Annotated in this window: 15 protein-coding genes; 7 read left to right on the top strand and 8 right to left on the bottom strand. The window is 64.4% G+C overall.

What is annotated here, in order from left to right; translation table 11 throughout:
• Positions 1 to 3: 3 nt before the first annotated feature.
• Positions 4 to 456 carry a hypothetical protein gene (locus AC1D75_RS17120; protein ID WP_495516521.1) on the bottom strand — a complete coding sequence of 151 codons (453 nt, stop codon included), beginning with the start codon at positions 454 to 456 and terminating at the stop codon, positions 4 to 6.
• Positions 453 to 1,064 carry an RNA polymerase sigma factor gene (locus AC1D75_RS17115; RefSeq protein ID WP_495516520.1) on the bottom strand — a complete coding sequence of 204 codons (612 nt, stop codon included), beginning with the start codon at positions 1,062 to 1,064 and terminating at the stop codon, positions 453 to 455. The genes AC1D75_RS17120 and AC1D75_RS17115 overlap by 4 nt, the downstream gene beginning before the upstream one ends.
• A 144-nt stretch (positions 1,065 to 1,208) precedes the next feature.
• Here AC1D75_RS17115 and AC1D75_RS17110 point away from each other — a divergent pair, with 144 nt between their 5' ends.
• Genes AC1D75_RS17110 through amaP form a run of 5 tightly spaced genes read left to right on the top strand, consistent with a single transcriptional unit; the run spans position 1,209 to position 3,801 of the window.
• Positions 1,209 to 1,670, top strand: coding sequence for an Asp23/Gls24 family envelope stress response protein (locus AC1D75_RS17110; RefSeq protein WP_495516519.1), 462 nt, complete (start codon positions 1,209 to 1,211; stop codon positions 1,668 to 1,670).
• Entirely contained in the window at positions 1,667 to 2,035 is a 369-nt protein-coding gene (locus AC1D75_RS17105) for an Asp23/Gls24 family envelope stress response protein (RefSeq protein ID WP_495516518.1), read from the top strand. Before AC1D75_RS17110 ends, AC1D75_RS17105 begins: the two co-directional genes overlap by 4 nt.
• Entirely contained in the window at positions 2,032 to 2,211 is a 180-nt protein-coding gene (locus AC1D75_RS17100; protein WP_495516517.1) for a DUF2273 domain-containing protein, read from the top strand. Before AC1D75_RS17105 ends, AC1D75_RS17100 begins: the two co-directional genes overlap by 4 nt.
• On the top strand, positions 2,204 to 3,244 hold the full coding sequence (locus AC1D75_RS17095; protein ID WP_495516516.1) for an Asp23/Gls24 family envelope stress response protein: 1,041 nt from the start codon (positions 2,204 to 2,206) through the stop codon (positions 3,242 to 3,244). Before AC1D75_RS17100 ends, AC1D75_RS17095 begins: the two co-directional genes overlap by 8 nt.
• Positions 3,241 to 3,801, top strand: a complete 561-nt coding sequence (gene amaP / locus AC1D75_RS17090; protein WP_495516515.1) for an alkaline shock response membrane anchor protein AmaP — start codon at positions 3,241 to 3,243, stop codon at positions 3,799 to 3,801. Before AC1D75_RS17095 ends, amaP begins: the two co-directional genes overlap by 4 nt.
• Here amaP and AC1D75_RS17085 read toward each other — a convergent pair.
• Complete coding sequence (locus AC1D75_RS17085) at positions 3,795 to 4,937, bottom strand: lycopene cyclase family protein (protein ID WP_495516514.1); 1,143 nt, start codon at positions 4,935 to 4,937, stop codon at positions 3,795 to 3,797. The genes amaP and AC1D75_RS17085 overlap by 7 nt on opposite strands.
• 37 nt (positions 4,938 to 4,974) lie before the next feature.
• Between AC1D75_RS17085 and AC1D75_RS17080 the strand changes: the two genes are divergently transcribed.
• Positions 4,975 to 6,606: an ABC-F family ATP-binding cassette domain-containing protein gene (locus AC1D75_RS17080; protein WP_495516513.1), complete on the top strand. Its 1,632-nt coding sequence runs from the start codon at positions 4,975 to 4,977 to the stop codon at positions 6,604 to 6,606.
• A 69-nt stretch (positions 6,607 to 6,675) separates the two neighbouring features.
• Here AC1D75_RS17080 and AC1D75_RS17075 read toward each other — a convergent pair whose 3' ends face one another.
• The 5 genes from AC1D75_RS17075 to AC1D75_RS17055 all read right to left on the bottom strand — a co-directional run bounded on the left by AC1D75_RS17075 (position 6,676) and on the right by AC1D75_RS17055 (position 15,177).
• The gene (locus AC1D75_RS17075) at positions 6,676 to 8,307 is read right to left on the bottom strand and encodes a GMC oxidoreductase (protein WP_495516512.1); all 1,632 of its coding nucleotides are present in this window, start codon (positions 8,305 to 8,307) and stop codon (positions 6,676 to 6,678) included.
• A gap of 106 nt (positions 8,308 to 8,413) precedes the next feature.
• The gene (locus tag AC1D75_RS17070) at positions 8,414 to 10,030 is read right to left on the bottom strand and encodes a GMC oxidoreductase (RefSeq protein ID WP_495516511.1); all 1,617 of its coding nucleotides are present in this window, start codon (positions 10,028 to 10,030) and stop codon (positions 8,414 to 8,416) included.
• Positions 10,031 to 10,153: 123 nt separating this feature from the next.
• The gene (locus AC1D75_RS17065; RefSeq protein WP_495516510.1) at positions 10,154 to 11,680 is read right to left on the bottom strand and encodes an AMP-binding protein; all 1,527 of its coding nucleotides are present in this window, start codon (positions 11,678 to 11,680) and stop codon (positions 10,154 to 10,156) included.
• A gap of 118 nt (positions 11,681 to 11,798) precedes the next feature.
• Complete coding sequence (locus AC1D75_RS17060; protein ID WP_495516509.1) at positions 11,799 to 12,365, bottom strand: TetR/AcrR family transcriptional regulator; 567 nt, start codon at positions 12,363 to 12,365, stop codon at positions 11,799 to 11,801.
• A gap of 13 nt (positions 12,366 to 12,378) precedes the next feature.
• Complete coding sequence (locus AC1D75_RS17055; RefSeq protein WP_495516508.1) at positions 12,379 to 15,177, bottom strand: aconitate hydratase; 2,799 nt, start codon at positions 15,175 to 15,177, stop codon at positions 12,379 to 12,381.
• 307 nt (positions 15,178 to 15,484) lie between these two features.
• Here AC1D75_RS17055 and AC1D75_RS17050 point away from each other — a divergent pair, with 307 nt between their 5' ends.
• A complete protein-coding gene (locus AC1D75_RS17050) occupies positions 15,485 to 16,042 on the top strand; it encodes an Rv1476 family membrane protein (protein WP_495516507.1) in 558 nt (185 codons plus the stop codon).
• The last annotated feature ends 76 nt before the right edge of the window (positions 16,043 to 16,118 follow it).

Genomic DNA, 16,118 nt, shown 5'->3' with positions numbered 1-16,118 from the left:
GCTTCACGCGACTTCTTCCGGGTCGTTCGGCTTTTCCAGATCGGACCAGTGCACGCGCCGTGCGACGGCTGAGCCTGTCGCCGGCCCGAGTATTTCGCGTAGGCGCTCGGTGACCGCGTCATGTATCCGGTCACCGATTGCCTCGAGATGATCGCTGTATCGGCCGATCAGATCGATGTCGACAGCGGTGAGAGTTGTCGATTCGGTGTCGAATTCGATTGCGGTGATGTCTCGTCGGCCGATCTCCCAGATGGTGCCCGCCAGCAGTAGGCGAAGCGCGCGGGTGTTGATCAGAATTCCCGGACTGTCGGTCGACACCGGGACACCCCGCCGGTTCGAGTGATGCAGGCGGGCCCGGATCTTCGCGAGGACCGTGTCCTGGGGAATCTGGGCATCGAGCGCAGCGGCGGCGTCGCTGATCCACCACAGATCGGGGTCGGGCACCGGTTCGGTCATCGTAGATCCTCACTTGTGCCTCGATGTTCTCTGTAAGCGCCCACCCTGTCGGGCCTTGCCCCGGCGGGTTTCCATGGTGCAAGCCGCAGCGCCAACTGCGCACGCGCCCGCTGCAGATGACCGCGTACCGATCCCCGGGTGATCGCCAACGCGGTGGCGATGTCCTCATGCGACATCCCTTCGACCTCTCGTAGCCACCAGCAGGCCCTGGCGTGGTGGCTGAGCTGTCCGAGCTCGTACTCCAATGCATCGAGCAGGGACTGGCCCACCGCCTCGTCTTCAGGTCCGGGCGTGTATCGATCGGACCGTTCAAGCGTTGCATCGGTCACGGGGATCGCGGCCCGGTGCCGCCTCAGATCGATGGTCTTGCGTGAGGCGATGGTGAACAGCCACGTTCGGAACGACGATTGGAAGGCGAACCCGGGCAAACCGCGCCAGGCGGCGAGGAATGTCTCCTGGGTGATGTCCTCTGCGGTGGCCGGTGAGCCGGTGAGCCGGTTGGCATAGCGGAGCACAGGCTTGAGGTGACGCCGCACCAGATCCTCGAACGCAGTGCGATCACCCAGTGCGGCGTAGCGAATCAAGGATCCTTCGCTTTCTGTGTCCACGGCTTTAGCATGCCAGTTCTGGTTGTGGCGTGGCCCACAATCGCCCCGTGCAACATCGCGGCCCCACCTCGTCATAAGAAGTGGACCGGGTTCATATGCCCTCGTCCATCCCACCTGGGAAGCATGACGAGTGGAGGACTCGAGATGACAACTTCTGCAGACCCCGACCATGTCGGGTTGACCAAGAAAACCTCGGACGACTCCGAGTCTTCGGGCGGAACGACAACGATCGCCGACGTGGTGGTGTCGAAGATCGCCGGGATCGCGACCAGGGAGATCGACGGGGTTTTCGACCTCGGCGGGGGCGCGGCCCGTGCCGTGGGCAAGTTGCGCGAGAACATTCCGGGCGCGTCGACCGACGTCACACAGGGTGTCTCGGTCGAGGTCGGTGAGAAGCAGGCAGCCGTGGACGTCGGCCTGGTCGCGAATTACGGCGTTGCGATCCACCAACTCGCGGAGTCGGTTCGGTCGAATGTGATCGACGCGATCGAGAAGATGACCGGGCTCGAGGTCACGGAGGTCAATATCACGGTCCACGACGTCCACCTGGACACCGATGACACGACCACCGCTCTCGACGGGCAGACAGTGTCGCGGGTCCAGTGACCGGACCGCCGACCACAGTTGCCGAACGTGTCCGGGATGCGGTCATGGCGGTCGACGGTGTTGCCGACCTGCATGCCGGGACATTCGGTGATGTGGCGACATATCTGCCGGGGCACCGGGTATCCGGCGTCCGGATCGGCAAGGCCGGTGTGGAGGTGCATGTGATCGTCTACTTCGACACCGATATTCAGCAGGTGGCCCAGGCGGTGCGGATCGCGGCGCTTGCGCAGCTGGACCGGCCACTGCCCTGCACGGTTGTTGTCGAAGACGTCGTCACCGCAGCGGTCCAAGAGGCAGCGGTTGAAGAGGCAGTGAGTGGGGCACCGAGCAGCGGAGTGAACGCACCAGAAACGAGAGAATCATGAGCAATACAATCGTGGGCTTGTTCGTCGGTCTGTTGCTTGCCCTGGCCATCACCACCGGAGGTTTTTCCGGCCTGATGATCGCTGTGGTGTTTGCGGTGATCGGCCTGGCCATCGGGGCACATCGCGATGGACGTATCGACCTCGGTGTCCTGTTGCGGAGCAAAGGCCGTGGCTGAGGCGGCAGTCGCGCAATCGACCGAGACAGCCGACCTGGAGTTGACCGGGCCGGCCCGGCCTGCGATCCGCGGTGCGTTGCAGATCGAGCCGAAGGTCAACGTGAAGATCGCGCGCGAGGCTGCTGTGGAGGTTCGCGGAGTGGTGCCGCAGTCGGTGAAACTCGGATCGTTGACCGGTCGCAATCTGCCTCGCGCGCTGTCGGATTCGAGCACCCGGCATCCGGCGATCACCATCGAGATCGCCGTGTGCTGGCCCGCGTCGGCAGCGGAGGTGGCGGCGCAGGTGCAGTCACACGTCACCGATGTCCTGATCCGACTCACCGGTCGGCGCCCGTCGCGGGTCGATGTCGATGTTGTGGCGGTGAGCCAATCGGAAGGACTGTTGCTGTCCGAAGAGGTCGCGAATATCGTGACGGCGCAACAGAATTCCTCCGACACGGTTTCCGAGCGTGGCGGCAAACCGCCACGGTCCTATCCCGGCGCCGGGCGGATCGCGCCACTGATCGGTGTGTTGTTGATCGTCGGAGCACTGCTCGCCGGGCGCGAATTCGCGGTGGCTCAGGGCTATTACGATTCTGGCGCCTGGATAGCGGATGCGACGCAGTGGATCGCGAGTACCAGCTGGCAGACGTGGATGGTTGCCGTTGCCATCGCCGCCGTCGTGGTGGGCCTATGGATGCTGTACCTGGCGATTCGACCCCGACCGCGCACCCACCGGCCGTTGGCGGTATCCGGGCTGTGGACGCGCGACGTGGACATCGCCCGGCGGATCAGCGCCATCGCCCTCGATGAAGAGGACACCGTTTCGGCGACCACCACGGTTGCCAGGGGCCGCGCAAAGATCGCTGTGCGTGGCCGGGAAGGCAGCGACAGTGCCGCGCTCCGCGAGCGTCTGGACACCGCGTTGGCCCGGCTCGAAACGGCCCCACGGGTGGCGCTCGACTATCGGGCGCCTGCGGCCGACCCAGCGCATGCTTCCACAGCCGAGGGGTCCACAGCCGAGGGGTCCACAGACGAGGGGGAGAAAAGGTGAGACGCACCCTGAACCTCGTGGACCGACTCGCGGTCGGTCTGATCGGGCTCATCCTTCTCGGGGTGGGTGCGGTCGCATTGCTCTGGTGGCAGCAGGTTGCGGTGGTCGTCGACGAAATCGAGCAGATCAACGACTACGAGATCTACACCGCGCCGGAGCAGGGGTGGTGGCCGTGGTTGATGCTCGTGGCCACCGTTGTCCTGGCTGTCGTGGGACTGTGGCTGGTGCTGGCCAACCTGCGTCCCAACAGGATTCGGTCTGTCGTGGTGGGTACTGCATCGGGTGCGGTCGGCGGTGAACGCACGGTATCGGTGTCCGATGTCGGGAAAGCAGCCGCGAAATCACTGGAACGGCACCCGCAGATCCACTCGACACAAACGCGGGCCTTCGTCGACGGCAGGACCCCGACGCTCGAGCTGACGGTGACCGCAGACCCTGCTGCCGAAGGCCGCGACCTCATCGAGTTGCTGCGCGCAATCCGGCATCAACTCGAACTGTCGTTCGCCGGGGCCGATGTCGAGGTTCGGATCCTGCTGCACCGCACACCGAATCAGTGATTCGGCCCGCCGGTCTTCAAGGCCGAGCGGACGATGGTGCCGGACAGGCGGATATCGGCATGGGAGATGGTGCCCACCATCGCTCCGAGAGTCCCACCGAGGTGGTGGCGATCGCTCAGATAGGCGCGCTGCATCGAGGCGGGCGCGGCAAAGAATGCATCGAAGAAGGCGGTGAGGTCGGCTGAGGACAGGTTGAGCAGCACTGCAAGTCCGCGTAGTCGGAGTCGATACACCGCCCGGGCCTGACGCGGCCACAGAGCCTTGACCGGATCGCGGCCACGAGCATAGGCGTGTACGAGCTGATCGACCGACGACAGCGTTTCAGCGACGCTGTAACCGGTTGCCGGATGGACCATTCCGCCTGCAGCCCCGAACCGCAGCGGATCCGGCGAGTCCCATGGCAACCTCGAACTGTCGGACAGTGCGAACTTCACTGTCTCCGTCTGGGACACCTCGAGTGATCCCAGATCGATGTCGAACCGTGCCAGTCGCTTGCCGAGCCGTTCGCGGAGCACCGCGATGGGCATGGCGGGCGCCGCGGCCAGGCACGTCTCTTCGAGCAGTACCCGGTTGTCGTCCAATGGGATTGCGTAGAGAAACGACGGCGTCCGATGCGCGGTTGCGCCGCGCCAGTCCATCAGGATGGCGCTGTCGCTGCCCAGGACCGGAGCCGCAAGGGCGCGATCCACGACGACGCCATGGGCGGTCTGCGCGGGCGCTGCGGGGTCTCGGAGCCCGCGCGCATCGACCACCGCTCGTGCGTCGAGCTGCGTTCCGTCGTCCAAATGCACCGAGGTGGGGTGCACTGCCGACACCGACTGCGCATGGACCACGACGTGGTCATCAAGGGTCAGCGATTGTTGCAGCGCGGCCGTGTCCAAAGTCACGTATTGCCGCTCGAGGCGACGGTGCGATGGTGTGAATACCGCTACGGCCTCACAACTCGCCGCGATCACGGAGCCGTCGAGCCAGCTCGGCAGATCATCGCCCCACGCCGCATATGTTGGCTTCCAAAGACTCTCGACCTGGGGATCGATCAGGGCCACGTGCAGGCCTGCGCGCGCGGCTCGGTGCGCAAGTGCGCGACCCGATGGCCCGGCTCCCACCACCGCCAGGTCGGCGATACGAGTTGTCATACGAGCACCGTATCGCCTTGCCGTAGACTGGTAAGTCGTGATTACGGCAACTGACCTCGAGGTACGCGCGGGCGTACGCACCCTATTGAGCGCCCCTGGTCCGGCGCTACGGGTGCAACCCGGCGATCGCATCGGGTTGGTGGGCCGTAACGGTGCCGGCAAGACCACCACGATGCGCATTCTCGCCGGTGAAGGCGAGCCCTACGCGGGTTCGGTCGTCAACAGCGGGGAGCTCGGTTACCTGCCCCAGGATCCGCGTGAGGGCGACCTGGCGGTCATCGCGAAGGACCGGGTGCTCTCGGCTCGCGGCCTGGATACCTTGCTGCGTGATCTGGAGAAGCAGCAGGCGTTGATGGCAGAGGCCGTCGACGAGAAGGACCTCGACAAGGCCGTCCAACGGTACGGACAGCTCGAAGATCGCTTCTCGACCCTCGGTGGGTATGTCGCCGAATCGGAGGCCGCCCGCATCTGTAACAGCCTCGGCCTGCCCGACCGCGTACTGGCCCAGCCGCTCAATACGCTCTCCGGTGGTCAGCGCCGCCGAATCGAACTCGCCCGCATCCTGTTTGCGGCATCCGATGGCAGCGGCGGCAAGTCCGGCACCACGCTCCTGCTTGACGAGCCGACCAACCACCTCGACGCCGACTCGATCGGCTGGCTACGCGGATTCCTGCAGAACCACGAGGGCGGACTGATCGTGATCAGTCACGACGTCGAGTTGCTCGAAGACGTCGTCAACCGCGTGTGGTTCCTCGACGCGGTCCGCGGCGAGCCCGACATCTACAACATGGGCTGGAAGAAGTATCTCGACGCCCGCGCCACCGATGAGCAACGCCGCAAGCGCGAACGCGCCAACGCCGAGAAGAAGGCGGGCGCGCTGCGCGTCCAGGCCGCGAAGATGGGTGCCAAGGCCACCAAAGCCGTTGCCGCACAGAACATGCTCAAGCGTGCCGACCGCATGCTCGACAATCTCGACGAAGAGCGGGTGTCCGACCGGACCGCGAAGATCCGGTTCCCGGAACCTGCTGCCTGTGGCAAGACCCCGCTGATGGCGTCGGGTCTGACCAAGATGTACGGGTCGCTGGAGATCTTCGCCGGCGTCGACCTGGCCATCGACCGCGGCAGTCGCGTGGTGGTGCTCGGGCTCAACGGCGCGGGTAAGACCACACTGCTGCGACTGCTGGCCGGAACCGAAAAGGCTGAACGCGGCACGCTGGAACCCGGCCATGGCCTGAAGATCGGCTACTTCGCGCAGGAACACGACACGCTCGACGACAACGCGAGCGTCTGGGACAACATCCGTCACGCCGCGCCCGATGCGGGTGAGCAGGACCTGCGTGGTCTGCTCGGCGCGTTCATGTTCACCGGCCCGCAGCTCGATCAGCCGGCCGGAACGCTCTCCGGTGGTGAAAAGACCCGTCTGGCCTTGGCCGGACTGGTGTCGTCGGCGGCCAATGTGCTGTTGCTCGACGAGCCCACGAACAACCTCGACCCGATCTCACGCGAACAGGTGCTCGACGCGCTGCGCAGCTACAAGGGTGCCGTGGTCCTGGTGACACACGATCCGGGCGCCGCAGCGGCCCTCGATCCGCAACGGGTGATCCTGTTGCCCGACGGCACCGAGGACCATTGGTCGGCCGAGTACCAGGAGATCATCGAACTCGCCTGACCCGATGATGTGCTGTTTTGGCGGGCACGACCTGGGGTTTTGTTCGCCAAAAGGGCACGGTTTCGAGGGTCAGAGGGTGGCGACGAATCTGTCCATCGTGCGTTCGGTGATCGCGGTGATGGTCAGGGACGGATTCACCAGTCCGGCGGCACCGGGCAGGAACGAGCCGTCGACGACGTAGAGGTTGTCGTAGCCGCGGACGCGACCGTTCTCGTCTGCGCCCTGACCCATCACCACACCACCGAGGCCGTGATACGTGCAGGCGGCACCGAAGTCGGCGGCCTGCGGGTAGATCGGAATCCCGTTGGCCGGGAAACCGTATCGGGTTTCGGTCTGATCGTGGAAGTGCCAGGCGAATTGGGATGCACGTTGATCGACGAGCGTGTTCTCGCGGGGGTACGGGAAGTTCAGAACCGTCCTGCCGGTGGCGCGGTCGTAGTCGATGGTGCCGCGTTCATCGGTGTGGGTCTGGATCAGGTTCGTGGTGGAGAACCCACCGGCGTACTCCGGGAACGGTGTTGCCTGATAATTCATCGCCACCGGACCTCCGGGCAACCGGTCCTCGTACATCTTGACGTTGCCGGGGCCTCCCTGCGCTGCCCCGTGGTCCTCTCGCAGCGGGGTCCGCACGATGAGGAAGTCGCCGTTGGTGCCCCAGCCGGTGCCGATGTTCGGCGACAGCGCCGGAAGCGTTCCCCGTGCCCGCGCCGCCACCAGAAGTGATGTGGTGTAAAACGATCCGGCTGCCATGAAGAGGTGGTCGCCCTCGAAACTCGTGACGCGGACGGTGTTGTGGTTCTCATCGATCTCACGGGCGGTGACGACAAAACCTTTGGCGCCCTCCCTCGGTCGGATGTCGAAGACCTCGTGCATCGGCCGAATGGTGACGTTGCCGGTGGCCTCGGCGGCGGGCAGGTAGTTGTGGTCGACGGAATTCTTGGCCCCGGAGTTGATGCCGTACGGTCCCTCGCCGACACTCACCGATGCCTTTCGCCTACCTCGCAGTTCTTCCCGGACGATGTCCCAGTCGACGGCGAAATCGGTGGGGATCGGTTCGGTTCCGTAGTCGCGCAAGGTGTTCAGGAATGCGCGGGCACCGCGGTATTGCGGATGCGCCAGGATGTCGGCGGGCAATGGTGAGGTACCCAAGACCTGTTTGGCCCGCGGATAGTAGGTGCTGACGAGTTCGTCGTAGTTCGCGAATGCAGGGAAGATCATGTCGAAATCGACCCGGCGCGGCACCGAGGTGAACATGCCGAACGCCAGCGATCCACCACCGACGCCGGTCCCGTAGATCGCATCGACACCATTCCCGAAGATGCGATCGATCAGGCCTGGATACGCATTGATGGGCGGGGACAGCAAACCGTTGATGTGGGCCCTCGTGCTGAACCAGGCCGCCCGGCCGTCTGGCTGGTTCACCGTTGCGAAGGTGTTGCCGTCGGGTCTGATGGGCCATCGCCTGCCCCGCTCGAGAACAGTGGTGGACACACCTGCCTGACCGAGCCGCAGTGCTGCCACCGCGCCCCCGAAGCCGCTGCCTATGACGATCGCCGTCGGAGCTGATCCGCCCGCGGGAGCTCCGCGTGCGCGCCCCGACACCGCGGCGGTGGCAGCCACCGCCGCGCCGGCCGCCGCCGCTCGCAGAACAGTGCGTCTGGGAACGGTCCGTGTGGACGTGAACGTGTCGCCGGCGCTCATGGTTCGCCTTCCCGAAGGGGGTTGGAAAACTTATAGCCGCGGTGATGTGTTCTACCTAATCCCTTTCAGCGTCCACACAGCTGCGCTGGTCGGCGGCCTGTCCGGCTCAGAGATTCGCCACGAACCGGTCCATCGTGCGTTCGGCGATCGCGGTGATGGTCAGCGACGGGTTGACCAGTCCGACGGCGCCGGGCATGAACGAACCATCGGTGACGTAGAGGTTGTCGTAACCGTGGACCTTGCCGTTCTCGTCGGCCGCCTTCCCGATGACCACTCCGCCGAGACCGTGGAAGGTGGCCGCCGAACCGAAGTCCCCCTCGCGTGGGTACACCGGGATGCCGTTGGCAGGATGCCCGAAGCGGGTTTCGGTGCGCTCGTGGAAATGCCCGGCGAACGCCATCGCCCGCTTGTCTCCGATGGACTGTCCACCCGGGAATGGGTAGTCGAGGACCGTCTCGCCGGTGGCCCGGTCGAACGAGATGGTCCCGCGGTCCGGGGTGTGGGTCTGCACCATGTGGGTGGTGGTGAACCCGCCGGCGATCTGTGGGAAAGGTGTCGCCTGATAGATCATCGACACCGGTCCGCCCGGTAGCCGGTCCTCGTACATGCGAGACAGACCCGGACCGCCCTGGGCGTATCCGACGTCGTCGCGGAGCAGGGTCCGGATGATCAAGAAGTCGCCGTTGGAACCGAACCCGTTTCCGACATGCGTGGACAGGTTGGGCAGAGTGCCGTTCGCGCGGGCGGTCACCAAAAGGGACGTCGTGTAGTACGACCCGGCGGCCATGAACAGGTAGTCGGCCTCGAACGTCTCGATGCTGACCGTGCGGCGGTGATCGTCGATGAGCCGGGCCTTCACCACAAAACCCTTGGCCCGCTCTCGTGGCCGGATCTCGAAGACCTCGTGCATCGGCTTGATGGTGACGTTGCCGGTGGCCTCGGCGGACGGGAGATAGTTGTGATCGACGGAGTTCTTGGCGCCGGAGTTCACGCCGTACGGCCCGCCGCCCACGGACAGCGATGCCTTTGCCCTACCTGCCAATTCGTCGCGGACGATGTCCCAGTCGACCGCGAAGTCCTGGGGGACCGGGTCGACTCCGTAGTCGGCAAGGGTCTTCGTCCAGACCCGGGCGCCGCGATATTGCGGATGAGCCAGGATGTCGGCGGGCATGGGACTCGATCCGAGCATCGTCCGAGCGGTCGGGTAGTAGTCCCGGATCAGTTCGTCGTAATCGGCGACATCGGGGAACACCATCTCGAAGTCGACTTTGCGCGGGGTGGGTGTGAAAGCACCGAACGCCAGTGAACCGCCACCGACTCCGGCGCCGTACATCGAATCGATTCCGTTGCCCTCGATACGGTCGATGAGGCCGGGGTAGGGCTCGATCGAGGTGAAACTCGTCAGCGGATTGATCGGTGGCTTGGTGCTGAACCAGGCTGCCCGCCTGTCCGGGTTGTTCAGATCGGTGAAAGTGTTGCCGTCCGGGCGAATCGGCCACCGCCGGCCCCGCTCGAGCACGGTCGTCTGGACGCCGGCCCGACCAAGGCGCAGTGCGGCAACGGCACCGCCGAACCCACTTCCGATGACGATCGCCGTGGGGCCCGTGTGTGCCGTACCGGCAGCAGCACGGGGTGCGATCGCAGCGGCTGCCGCAAAGGCCGCACCCCCCGTGGCCGCCCGCAGTACGGTGCGCCGACTGGTGACAGTGTCTGATCCGGTCATTGTTTCGCCTTCCTGAGAATAGGCGAACCCTATATCTGTTAGGCGAGGTTTACCTAACCAACACGGCCTATTTGCGTTGTCATATCGAGTCGAGCAGTCGTCCTGTCGGCCACCGGAATCCGGTCAGAGATAGCGCTTCTGCAGCTCGCGTTTGACGAGTTTCCCGGTGGGAGTGCGGGGTAGTGAGTCGACGAAGTCGACCGATTTGGGCGCCTTGTAGTGGGCAAGCCGCGAACGGACCAACGCAATCAGTTCCTCGGCGAGTTCTTCATTTCCAACGACACCAGGTTCGAGTTGGACGCACGCTTTCGCCACCTCGCCGAGGTCCGGATCCGGGATGCCGATGATGCCGACGTCATAGACATCGGGGTGCCCGATGAGGACGTTCTCGGCTTCCTGCGGGTAGATGTTCACCCCGCCGGAGATGATCATGAAGGATTTGCGGTCGGTGAGATAGAGGAAACCGTCGGCATCCACATATCCGACATCACCGCTGGTGGTCCAGGCGGGATGGTCGGGATGCTGTGCCTCCCGGGTCTTTTCGGGATCGTTGTGGTACTGGAAAGGTAATTCGTCGCGTTCGAAGTAGACGGTCCCGATCTCACCGATGGGCAGTTCGGCACCGTCGTCGCCGCAGATACGGACGATGCCGAGCAACGGCTTACCCACCGATCCCGGGTGCGCCAGCGAACCGGCGCTGTCGATGAACGTGGCACCGGAACCCTCGGTGGACGCGTAGTACTCGTTGATGACCGGGCCCCACCACTCGATCATCGCCCGCTTGACCTCGGGTGGACAGGGCGCCGCGGCATGGATGGCGGCCTTCATGCTGCTGACGTCGTATTTCGATCGCACATCGTCGGGCAGCTTCAGCATCCTGATGAACATCGTCGGAACCCACTGGCTGTGGGTCACCCGGTACTCGTCTATCAGTTGAAGGGCGGTCTCGGCGTCGAACCGATCCATCAGTACAACGGTCCCGCCGAGTGACGTGACCATGCCGCAATACCGCAGTGGTGCAGCGTGATACAGCGGCGCCGGGCACAGGTACACCGAGTCCTGGTCGAAGCCGTAGATGGCGGAGAAGACCGGCGTGTACGGATCGAGGATCTCGTCGACCTGACCGTCCTGCAATGGAACCTTGATGCCCTTGGGGCGGCCGGTGGTACCGGAGGAGTAGAGCATGTCCTGGCCCCGCGGCTGATCGTCGAGCGGTGCGTCCGAGGCCTGCGCCAGGATCGTGTCATACGACTCGAATCCGGGAAGGTCACCGCCCCAGGCGATTCGATGGGCGAGCGTGGTGACCTCGCCGGAACGGCTGACCACGTCGGCGACCTCGGGAGAGGCGAACAGCGCCACCGCGCCACAGTCGCCGAGGATGTAGTTGGTCTCCTCGGCGGTCAGATGATTGTTGATGGCTGTGACATACATGCCGGAACGCAGTGCCGCCCAATAGATCACGAGCATGCGAATGTCATTGTTCGACACCATCGCGACATTGTCGCCCCGGCCGAGCCCGACGTCCCTCAAGTAATGGGCCAGCTTTGTCGAGCGCTGATCGAGTTCGGCATAGGTGATCGACTCACCGGTCGCGGGGCGCACGACAGCAACCTTGTCCGGCGTGCTGTCGACAAAATTACCCGGGAACATCGACGACCTCCGACTCTGGCGACCGCGGTCCGACTGACCGCGATATGTTAACCAGGACTATCACAGGAAGGCCTACGTACGCGGGCATTTCGGCGTCAGCCGAGGTAAACCGGTTCCGTTATTGGGACCGGCGTACCGATTCTTCGACGAGGTCGAGCACCGCGTGCAGATCATCGGTGGCCGCACCTGATGCCAGACGGGTCGTGAGTCCGTCGAGGATGAGGTCGAGATAGGCGACCAGAACACGCGTTGGCAGATCATCACGAAGACGGCCGGCCGTACGCTGGCGCTCCAGACGCGCCAGCGTGGCCGACTCCAGTTCCGCCGAACGTGCTTTCCACTCGGTACGGAAACCGGGATCGGTACGCAGCTTTCGGGCTATCTCCAGCCGCGTACCGAGCCAGTCGAAATCTTCAGGCCGGTTGAGCATGTCCCGCATGACCTGGACCAGACCCTCGTTGGCCGCGACATCGGCCATCCGTTCGGCGTCTTCGTGGGCCAGGGCAAGGAACAGTGCCTCCTTGTCACGGAAGTGGTGGAAAATCGCACCCCGCGACAGGTCGGTTGCCTCCTCGAGCCGACGCACGGTGGCGCCGTCGTAGCCGAATTCGGCAAAACAACGGCGCGCACCGTCGAGGATCTGTCGTCGCCGGGCTTCCAGGTGGTCTTGACTGACCTTGGGCACCGACTGCGTCCGCTCAGCTCTTGAGCATGTTGCGCAGCACGTACTGCAGGATGCCGCCGTTGCGGTAGTAATCGGCTTCACCCGGCGTATCGATGCGCACCTTGGCGTCGAACTCGACGACCTGGCCGTCGCCCTTGGTGGCGGTGACCTTGATCGTCTTCGGCGTCTTGCCCTCGTTCAGCTCGGTGATACCCGAGAAGTCGAAGACCTCGGTGCCGTCGAGTCCCAGAGACTTGGCCGACTCGCCCTCGGGGAACTGCAGCGGGATCACGCCCATGCCGATCAGGTTCGAGCGGTGGATGCGCTCGAACGACTCGGTGATGACCGCGCGGACGCCGAGCAGGCTGGTTCCCTTGGCGGCCCAGTCACGCGAGCTGCCCGAACCGTATTCCTTGCCGCCCAGCACGACCAGCGGGATGCCGGCCTTCTGGTAGTTCTGCGACGCGTCGTAGATGAACGACTGCGGGGCACCGTCCTGGGTGAAGTCGCGGGTGTATCCACCCGAGACGCCGTCGAGGAGCTGGTTCTGCAGACGGATGTTGGCGAACGTGCCGCGGATCATGACCTCGTGGTTGCCACGACGCGAACCGAGCGAGTTGTAGTCCTTGCGCGCCACACCGTTGGCGTCCAGGTACTGCGCGGCCGGTGTGCCGGGCTTGATCGGGCCTGCCGGGCTGATGTGGTCGGTGGTGACCGAGTCGCCGAGCAGTGCCAGGACGCGAGCGCCCTTGATCTCGGTGACCGGCGACGGTTCGACCGCCATGCCCTCGAAGTACGGGGCCTTGCGGACGTAGGTGGAATTCTCGTCCCACGCGAAGGTGTCGCCCTCGGGGGTCGAGAGGTTCTGCCAGCGGTGATCGCCCGCGAAGATCGTCGCGTAGGACTTGCGGAACATGTCCTGGCTGATCGCCGACTGGATGGTCTCTTCGATCTCCTGGGTCGACGGCCAGATGTCCTTCAGGAAAACGGGATTGCCGTCGGTGTCGTTGCCCAGTGCGTCGGTCTCGAAGTCGAAGTCCATGGTTCCGGCGAGGCCGTATGCGATCACCAGGGGCGGCGAGGCCAAGTAGTTCATCTTGACGTCGGGGGAGATGCGTCCCTCGAAGTTGCGGTTACCCGAGAGCACCGCGGTGACCGACAGGTCGTTGTCGTTGATCGCCTTGGAGATTGCTTCGGGAAGCGGGCCGGTGTTACCGATGCAGGTGGTGCATCCGTAGCCGCCGAGGTAGTAACCGAGCTTCTCGAGGTACGGCCAGAGGCCTGCCTTCTCGTAGTAGTCGGTGACGACCTGCGATCCGGGAGCCATGTTGGTCTTGACCCACGGCTTGGTTGTCAGCCCCTTCTCGACCGCGTTGCGGGCGAGAAGCGCAGCGCCGAGCATGACCGACGGGTTGGAGGTGTTGGTGCACGAGGTGATACCCGCGACCACCACGGCGCCGTGGTCGAGGACGAACTCGCCGAGTTCGGGGTCGACGATCTTGATCGGCTTGGAGGGGCGTCCCTTGCTGCCGTTGGCGGCCGACCGGCCCACATTGGCGCCGTCGTCGGCAAAACACAGCGTTGCCGGGTCGCTCGCCGGGAACGACTCCTCGACGGCCTCGTCGAGCTGGGTGTGCTCGGCTTCGTTGTTGTTCTCCACGTAGGTGTGGATGTCCTTGCGGAACGCCACCTTCGACTCGGACAGCAGGATGCGGTCCTGCGGACGCTTCGGGCCGGCGATCGAGGGGACCACGGTGCTCAGGTCGAGCTCGATGTACTCGGAGAACACCGGCTCACGCTCGGGATCGTGCCACATGCCCTGTTCCTTGGCATATGCCTCGACCAGCGCGAGCTGCTCGTCGCTGCGACCGGTCAGCCGCAGGTAGTTGATGGTCTCTTCGTCGATCGGGAAGATCGCTGCGGTGGAACCGAACTCGGGGCTCATGTTGCCAAGGGTGGCGCGGTTTGCGAGGGGGACCTCGGCAACGCCTGCACCGTAGAACTCGACGAACTTGCCGACGACGCCGTGCTTGCGCAGCATCTCGGTGGCGGTGAGCACCACGTCGGTGGCGGTGACGCCGGGCTTGATCTCACCGGACAGCTTGAAGCCGACAACACGCGGGATGAGCATGGACACCGGCTGGCCGAGCATCGCGGCTTCTGCCTCGATGCCGCCGACGCCCCAGCCGAGCACGCCGAGGCCGTTGACCATGGTGGTGTGCGAGTCGGTGCCGACGCAGGTGTCGGGGTAGGCCTGGCCGTTGCGGGTCATCACGGTCGGAGCGAGGTATTCGATGTTGACCTGGTGGACGATGCCCATGCCCGGGGGGACGACCTTGAAGTCGTCGAACGCGCCCTGGCCCCAACGCAGGAACTGGTAACGCTCGCCGTTGCGCTCGTATTCGAGGTCGACGTTGCGCTCGAGGGCATCGGCGCGACCGAACACGTCCAGGATCACCGAGTGGTCGATGACCATGTCGGCAGGGGAGAGCGGGTTGACCTTGGTGGCGTCGCCGCCGAGGGCGGTGACGGCTTCACGCATGGTCGCGAGGTCGACGATGCAGGGGACGCCGGTGAAGTCCTGCATGATGACGCGGGCCGGGGTGAACTGGATCTCGGTATCCGGTTCGGAGCTGGGATCCCAGTTCGCGATCGCGTTGATGTGATCTTTGGTGATGTTGGCACCGTCTTCGGTGCGGAGCAGGTTCTCTGCGAGCACCTTGAGGGAATAGGGGAGTTTCTCTGTTCCCTCGACCGCGTTGAGGCGGAAGATCTCGTACGAGTTCTCACCGACGGTCAACGTGCCGCGGGCGCCAAATGTATCGATACTCATCGCTTACGTCAGCTCCAGTCTTGTTGTCTCACCGGCTGGGCAACGCCGGTTCTTGATCCTCTTGTCGGCGTGATCACCGGCAGGTACGAACCGACGGGCTGCGCCGATCCGTGCTTCCTCTGATTCTAGCAGTACAAGCGTACTGGTAAAACGATGGGGGGATCTGGCGTGTCTTCGCGATGACGACACGCCAGGGGGATGCCGTACGCCATCAATTGTGTCGTACTGTGCTGCCGTAGGTTGGACACAGGCTGAACTTTCCGGCAACGGCGGAGATTCACGTGGCCCGAATGGAGACAGTAAGTAGATGGCACCGACGCCCTTCTCGACGATCGTCCCGTCCGACGTCGACATCGCAGCGCTCTCGGCCGGACTGGCCGACGTAGGTGTGGTCGCTCCGCCCGAGATGACCCCGGCGATCCTGGCGGCCGTCGCGCAAGCCCGCGACGAGGGCTACGACGTGCACTTTGTTGTCACCGACAAGATCTATCCGCGAATCACCTATTACCGCGACATCGCCACCGAGTTGCAATCCGAGACCGGTGGAACCGTCATTGTGCTCGGTGGCAATTACGTGGGTAGTTCGAGCGACGAGTTCAGTCGGGTCGAACTCGAGAATGCCACCGACAATCTGGCGATTCAGAATCCGCCGCAGGCAGCACAGCAGATGGTCGACCGGATGACCGGTCAGACCGACGTGCCCTGGACCGTCGTGACCATGCTCTTGATCGCCGTCGTCGCAGTCGGTGCCGTTGTCGCCCGCAAACTGCAGTTGCGCAAGGGAAGTGGCGCGCAAGCGGCGGACGTCCCCGCGGATGTGTCGCCCTCGACCGCTGCCGACCCCGTTACACACGACAGACTGTGATTCACGGGCTCTGATCTACGTTTCGCGGGACAGATTTCTGATTCACGCGACTGAACTACATTAATGTAATTCACGC

It is taken from the genome of Williamsia sp. Y712, from assembly GCF_059445525.1.
This window is presented reverse-complemented; position numbering and strand designations above follow the sequence as displayed.

Excerpts from the sequence above, each read along its gene's own strand:
- AC1D75_RS17120 (WP_495516521.1), bottom strand. The coding sequence starts at position 456 with ATGACCGAACCGGTGCCCGACCCCGATCTGTGGTGGATCAGCGACGCC.
- AC1D75_RS17110 (WP_495516519.1), top strand. The coding sequence starts at position 1,209 with ATGACAACTTCTGCAGACCCCGACCATGTCGGGTTGACCAAGAAAACC.
- AC1D75_RS17100 (WP_495516517.1), top strand. The coding sequence starts at position 2,032 with ATGAGCAATACAATCGTGGGCTTGTTCGTCGGTCTGTTGCTTGCCCTG.
- AC1D75_RS17085 (WP_495516514.1), bottom strand. The coding sequence starts at position 4,937 with ATGACAACTCGTATCGCCGACCTGGCGGTGGTGGGAGCCGGGCCATCG.
- AC1D75_RS17075 (WP_495516512.1), bottom strand. The coding sequence starts at position 8,307 with ATGAGCGCCGGCGACACGTTCACGTCCACACGGACCGTTCCCAGACGC.
- AC1D75_RS17070 (WP_495516511.1), bottom strand. The coding sequence starts at position 10,030 with ATGACCGGATCAGACACTGTCACCAGTCGGCGCACCGTACTGCGGGCG.
- AC1D75_RS17065 (WP_495516510.1), bottom strand. The coding sequence starts at position 11,680 with ATGTTCCCGGGTAATTTTGTCGACAGCACGCCGGACAAGGTTGCTGTC.
- AC1D75_RS17055 (WP_495516508.1), bottom strand. The coding sequence starts at position 15,177 with ATGAGTATCGATACATTTGGCGCCCGCGGCACGTTGACCGTCGGTGAG.
- AC1D75_RS17050 (WP_495516507.1), top strand. The coding sequence starts at position 15,485 with ATGGCACCGACGCCCTTCTCGACGATCGTCCCGTCCGACGTCGACATC.